Genomic DNA, 4,839 nt, shown 5'->3' with positions numbered 1-4,839 from the left:
CTGTGTAAGTCGGCAACCCTGCAGCTGGCTGCCGGTCTTGTCATCGTCCATCCTCGGTCGTCGAGAATGACTTTCCTGACAAAGCCCTGCCCTCATCCCGACATTGAACCTCTCAGTCAGACGCTGCTGCTCTGCAACATCGCGGTCGATACGGGCTGGGTGGTCTTGCCATCGCCTAGCGACGAGCAGTCTGGTTACCGACGATGGCAATCGCCGCCCACCAGCGGGGACCTACTCCCGATGTTGACGGTGCTCAGAGCGATCCTCGGAGCCGGCCGGTGAACGCGCCCGTCTTCGCCTACTACCGACGACCGTTGGTGCGGAACAGAATTCGAACCGTTGAAACTTGGCTTGCCGAGGTTGCGTCGCTCTACGGCTGCGATGACCCCACCGGGCGGACATTCATCGAGTTCGAGTCACCGATTCGCTTGCTGTGGTCGCTGGGCGAGTTTCTGAATCAGCGTATCGACGCGAACGTTGTCCAACAGGTGCGTGACCTCGCGCGGGAGCACGGCTACGACTACGATCGATTGCCTACCTATCCGACGCCTGCTCCTGCGCTGTGGCAACTGATCAGAGCACTCGAAGCGACCGGTGGCGGAATCGTTCTGGTCCCTTCGCTGCATCACCTCGCCGGCCTCGAAGTGCCAGAAACAACTATTCTGCAACATCTTTCGGCGAACTTGAACGCACGGATCGTCTGGGTGGATCCTGCGGTCCGGAACCCCAAGCAGCCGTGGGTGGGGGGTCAACGTGTTCCTAGTGGGCCGCCGACTGGACTGCTAGGTGAATTCCGGGTCAGTCCGTTCTGTGCTGCACTACACCTGGCGCGCTTGTACTGCGAGGAATGCCTGGCTCGATGTGGGCTCGGGGGTTTGGCGGACGCGATCGACGAGCTGATGGTGGTGATCGTCGGACCGGCCGAGCGAAGGTGGAGTGGTGACGTCGACATGCTCGGCGAGCAGTTGGTGGTGCGGCTGATTCGACCTGTGGACTTGGGTGTCTTGCTCGTCGAGGTGGTCGAAACTCACGAGTACGGCGACGCAACCTTGGATGCCGCCCTACGTCCGGTCCGCGCCTCGGGAGTGAAAGTGCACCGTCAAATTCTCTCCGGTGGAGGGACATTGACGCGTTTCGAGGTGTCGATTCCTGGTTTGGTGAGGCGCTGATGTGGGAGTTGGCTTTCCCTGTCGCGCCTTGTCTGGCTGTGCTCGTTTGGTGTCTCCGTGGTGGGCATTGGACAGCTGCGTTCACCCGCTCGCATGGATCGGACACAAGCCGGATGCGGGGGAATGACCATGTCAGCGACATCGGCCGCAGGTGAAGTTTGCCTGTCAGCGCCATATTTTGCGAGCTCTGGCGTAGACGCGAAACGATACTTCCATCGTGCACAAGACCGCGCTCATCTCGATCGCGGCGGTAAGGCCTGGTCACCGCTCTTGCGATTACACCGCTGCTGCGTCGTAGGCCGCGACGACCTCGGCGGAGATCCTGCCGCGGCTCGAAACCGTGTGCTCATTCTCTTTTGCCCAGGCGCGAATGGCGGCGAGATCGTCACGGCGAGCGGACGGACCCGCTGTCACGGCCGTTCGGCGACCGGAGATCTTCGCCCGACCGATCCGTCGGGCGTAAGGCAGCCACTGGTCGAATGATTTACGCAGCTTGGCTGCGTTGGCCTCGGACAGGTCGATTTCGTAAGCAGCACCATCGATTTCGAAGGCGACGGTATCTTCGGCGACGGAGGCGCCGTCGTAGTCGTCGACAAGGGTGACAACAACTTTGCGCGCCATGGCTATACGTCCTGTTCGTAGTGTACGAGGAATTGCGTGCGCGTCGCCCGAACTGGTTGAGCGCGGTCGTCGGCAATCGTAATGCTGTTCGGCTTGACGAGAGGTTCGGCGTGCGCCGGGCAGTCCCGGGGCCCGTCAGCGCCTCGTTCTGCGCTCGTGTCGACACCGCTTGGCACTGGCATTGTGCTCAGCAGTTCGCGCGGACGAAGAGCCTTCGCGTCTCGCCGCCGCTGTCATGGATGACTACATACCGCCGAGGTTCCTTGTCGTCTTTCGCCGAATGTTCGTTGACGGCGTTGTTCGCCAGCGCATCGACCATGCCTGTCGCGTCCCAGTACGACTTCCACGACGATGGAACACCCGGGGCGAACGGGGCGAAGCCGGAGCGCTGTTTGAACTCGTCGACCGAGCTGCGGGGTATGTCAACCACCGCTACAGAGGTCCATGTATTGAAGCCGCCGTCGCGGTCGAACCAGACTGTGTTCGATCCCTCCGGGAATATGACACCTGAGCACTCGGACATATTGCGCAGGCCTTCTGCTTCCTGCGAGCACCCGCTTAAGGCGATCGTGGTGGCGCAGACGGATACGCAGAGCCCGAGGACTCGGGTGATGGCGTGCCTCACAGCTTTCCGATCCATCGTAGTAGCCTTGTCGCTTCACCTCGGGAACGAAAGCTGCGTGCCCATCCAGCCTCCTCGAGCTGGCGCATCTCGTTGTTGATATCGGTCCCGATATTGAGGCTGAGCGCTTCTCTCTGCAGCTTGTCGAAGTTGTAGAAGTCGTAGACGTAGACCTTGTAGATAATCTCTGCCTGCAGGCCGCCATCCACCTCGGTGACGGTGGTGTCGCTTCCGACTGCCACGTCGTAGTGACCGAGCGCGTAGAACAGGTCGCCCTCTGTCTCCTCCGCGCCCAGCCATTGCGACGTCAGCTCGAGGGTGACGCCGATCTGGGGGTCCTGGCGGGCTTGCTCCCTGATCTCGTCGAGGCCCTCGGCGATCTTCTGCCTTGCACTGCTGCTGGCGATAGTTCTCTCGAATTGCGCTGAGCTGATCTCATTTTCGAAGCCGGAATCATTGTTGCCCAGAAATATGCTCATGAGGTCTTCGGCGAAGTCGTAGCCCATAACGTCGAACCAGGACTGGACCGCTGCCGCATCGACGCTGTTGGCAGCGGCTTCTGCCTTGTCCAGAGCGCCGGTCTTCGAGCCGAATACGGCACGGTCGGCTGGCAGCGGGCGGTCAGGCGGGCGATGCAATGCTGCTCTCCCACCACACGTTGTTCCCGAACCCGTACCGGGACGCACCAAAATCGACGACCACTTTGTCGGGCACCTCGTATTCATTCGCGGAGAAGGTAGGAAGTGTGCGCCCCGGCGTGTAATCGAGCGCTTGGGTCAACTTTCCGATCATGGACGTGATCGCGTCTCGTCGCGCGTCAGCCGCCGATCTCAACGCATCGACCGCCGAGACGATCTGAGATTTGTTGGAATCGCTCATCGGTCGGTCGATGAGTTGGGCCCACGCTCCGAGCGGCAGGGTGAAGCCGAGGAAACTCATCGACTGGGACAGCCCGCTGCTCCAGCCCATCGCCTGGTTGTACACCAAGCGTTGCAGGCAAGCGCCACCGTTGGTGAGGATCTGTCCGACGACATCCAAGTCGGAACTTCGCATGGAGATGGCCTGTCCGAGGGCACTCGCGCTAGTCGCGAAGGACTCCGCAGTGTTTCCGGACCAGCTGCCTTGCAGCCACCGGAGGCCGCTCGATAGGTTCTCCGACGCCACGAAGTCGTTGATGCCGAGCTGTCGAATCCGGCTCCCCAGTGTCTCCAACGTTTCCCAGTCCGAGGCCAGCGGTACGAGGTACTCGGCTGCGGGCTTGATGCCGATCGCCCGGCTCAGCGGATCGTCGAAGTGGGTGATCAGCTCGATCGCTGAATCGACCACCTTGCGGACAGTGAACTGGCCGTCCTCGATCGCAGGAAGCGTCGGCAACTGCAGACCCGCGAATCGGGTGACTCCGCCCGCTCCGCCGGACGACCCGCTGATCGCTAGATCGTTCGTCGTGCTCGTGGAGATAGTCGAGATCGCTTGTGCGGATGCGTCGTCGGTTCCTTCGAACTGGCGTGAAGCACTGGAAAGGCTGGTGCCATACGAAGAGATGTTGGTCAGATCCTGTTGGTATGACGTGGTCAACGTGCTCTGAAGGTTCTCGAACGACGATGTCAGTGAGGCGAGCAGCCCGGACGTTCCGCTGGGCAGCGATACTTCCGACAGCAAGCGCGATGCGTTGGACGAGAAGTTGGTTCCCAGGTCTTGCAGGTCCAACCCGAATCCATCGAGACTGGCCACCTGCACGGTGAAGTCGTTCATACGTTCCCCCTCGGCGCAACGGTAGCAGTGTAGCGATGCCGATAGTCGGATGATCAATGCGTGCTAGGCGGCGACTACCCGCCGAACATGTTGTTGCGGAGAGCATCCGCGTGGTGAGACCGTCATAATTCGACGAGCGGGACTCGCCCTCGAGCAGCATTGCTCGGATTCGTAGGCGTTTTCAACAGGCGATTCCTTAGAGGACCTCGTGCTGGTCGAGATCGTCGAGGTGGATTCGGATCTCGTGGGCGGAGAGGCGGGTGTCGTCAGTCGGTGGACACGAGACGGCAGGAGGATGGCAGCAGGTCTCCCAGGTGCCGCCCTTTGTACGGGGGAACAAGATTCGCGGAGCCCAGATTATCGGCAAGGCAGTTCCGGACGGACGTCTGTGTAGCCATTCCGTATGGCTGACGATCGTGAGCGTCGGTGGATGAAGCCGCATCGCCAGAGGCGCTGAGAGTATGTCGCGGTGGCACCTTCGATCACGGCGAACATCGGGATGTGAGCCGTCGCCACGAATCACTGTGGCGAAATCTCATCTTTTGAGGTTCCATTGAGGTGGAAGAGCCGCTGATCGGGCCTAACTGAAAGTTGCCCGATGAACAACGATCAACAGCAAGGCTCGCGCAAGCCTGCCCACTGTCTGTACTCTGCGGGCTACCCACCTGATAGGCC

General features: G+C 61.0%; 5 protein-coding genes. 1 reads left to right on the top strand and 4 read right to left on the bottom strand.

The genetic code is table 11. From position 1 onward, the window contains the following. Nucleotides 1–278 precede the first annotated feature (278 nt). Nucleotides 279–1,169 (top strand): hypothetical protein, encoded by an 891-nt coding sequence (locus ACFWF3_RS24590; RefSeq protein ID WP_379315519.1) that lies wholly within the window; start codon nt 279–281, stop codon nt 1,167–1,169. Nucleotides 1,170–1,445: 276 nt separating this feature from the next. Here the strand turns inward: ACFWF3_RS24590 and ACFWF3_RS24585 are convergent, their stop codons facing one another. The 4 genes from ACFWF3_RS24585 to ACFWF3_RS24570 form a co-directional block, all read right to left on the bottom strand. Next, nucleotides 1,446–1,790, bottom strand: a complete 345-nt coding sequence (locus ACFWF3_RS24585; RefSeq protein WP_379315517.1) for an Lsr2 family protein — start codon at nt 1,788–1,790, stop codon at nt 1,446–1,448. A 187-nt stretch (nt 1,791–1,977) separates the two neighbouring features. Continuing rightward, nucleotides 1,978–2,415 (bottom strand): hypothetical protein, encoded by a 438-nt coding sequence (locus ACFWF3_RS24580; RefSeq protein WP_364582456.1) that lies wholly within the window; start codon nt 2,413–2,415, stop codon nt 1,978–1,980. Then, on the bottom strand, nt 2,412–3,050 hold the full coding sequence (locus ACFWF3_RS24575; RefSeq protein ID WP_379315515.1) for a hypothetical protein: 639 nt from the start codon (nt 3,048–3,050) through the stop codon (nt 2,412–2,414). The genes ACFWF3_RS24580 and ACFWF3_RS24575 overlap by 4 nt, the downstream gene beginning before the upstream one ends. After that, entirely contained in the window at nt 3,034–4,164 is a 1,131-nt protein-coding gene (locus ACFWF3_RS24570; RefSeq protein WP_379315513.1) for a hypothetical protein, read from the bottom strand. The genes ACFWF3_RS24575 and ACFWF3_RS24570 overlap by 17 nt, the downstream gene beginning before the upstream one ends. Nucleotides 4,165–4,839 lie beyond the last annotated feature (675 nt).

Source organism: Nocardia sp. NPDC060220 (assembly GCF_042727815.1).
Classification (GTDB): domain Bacteria; phylum Actinomycetota; class Actinomycetes; order Mycobacteriales; family Mycobacteriaceae; genus Nocardia.
The sequence above is the reverse complement of the archived record's forward strand: the minus strand, read 5'-3'. Positions and strand labels throughout refer to the sequence as shown.

What these genes read in the sequence shown, in the direction of transcription:
- ACFWF3_RS24585 (WP_379315517.1), bottom strand. Translation starts at nt 1,790, where the DNA reads ATGGCGCGCAAAGTTGTTGTCACCCTTGTCGACGACTACGACGGCGCC.
- ACFWF3_RS24570 (WP_379315513.1), bottom strand. Translation starts at nt 4,164, where the DNA reads ATGAACGACTTCACCGTGCAGGTGGCCAGTCTCGATGGATTCGGGTTG.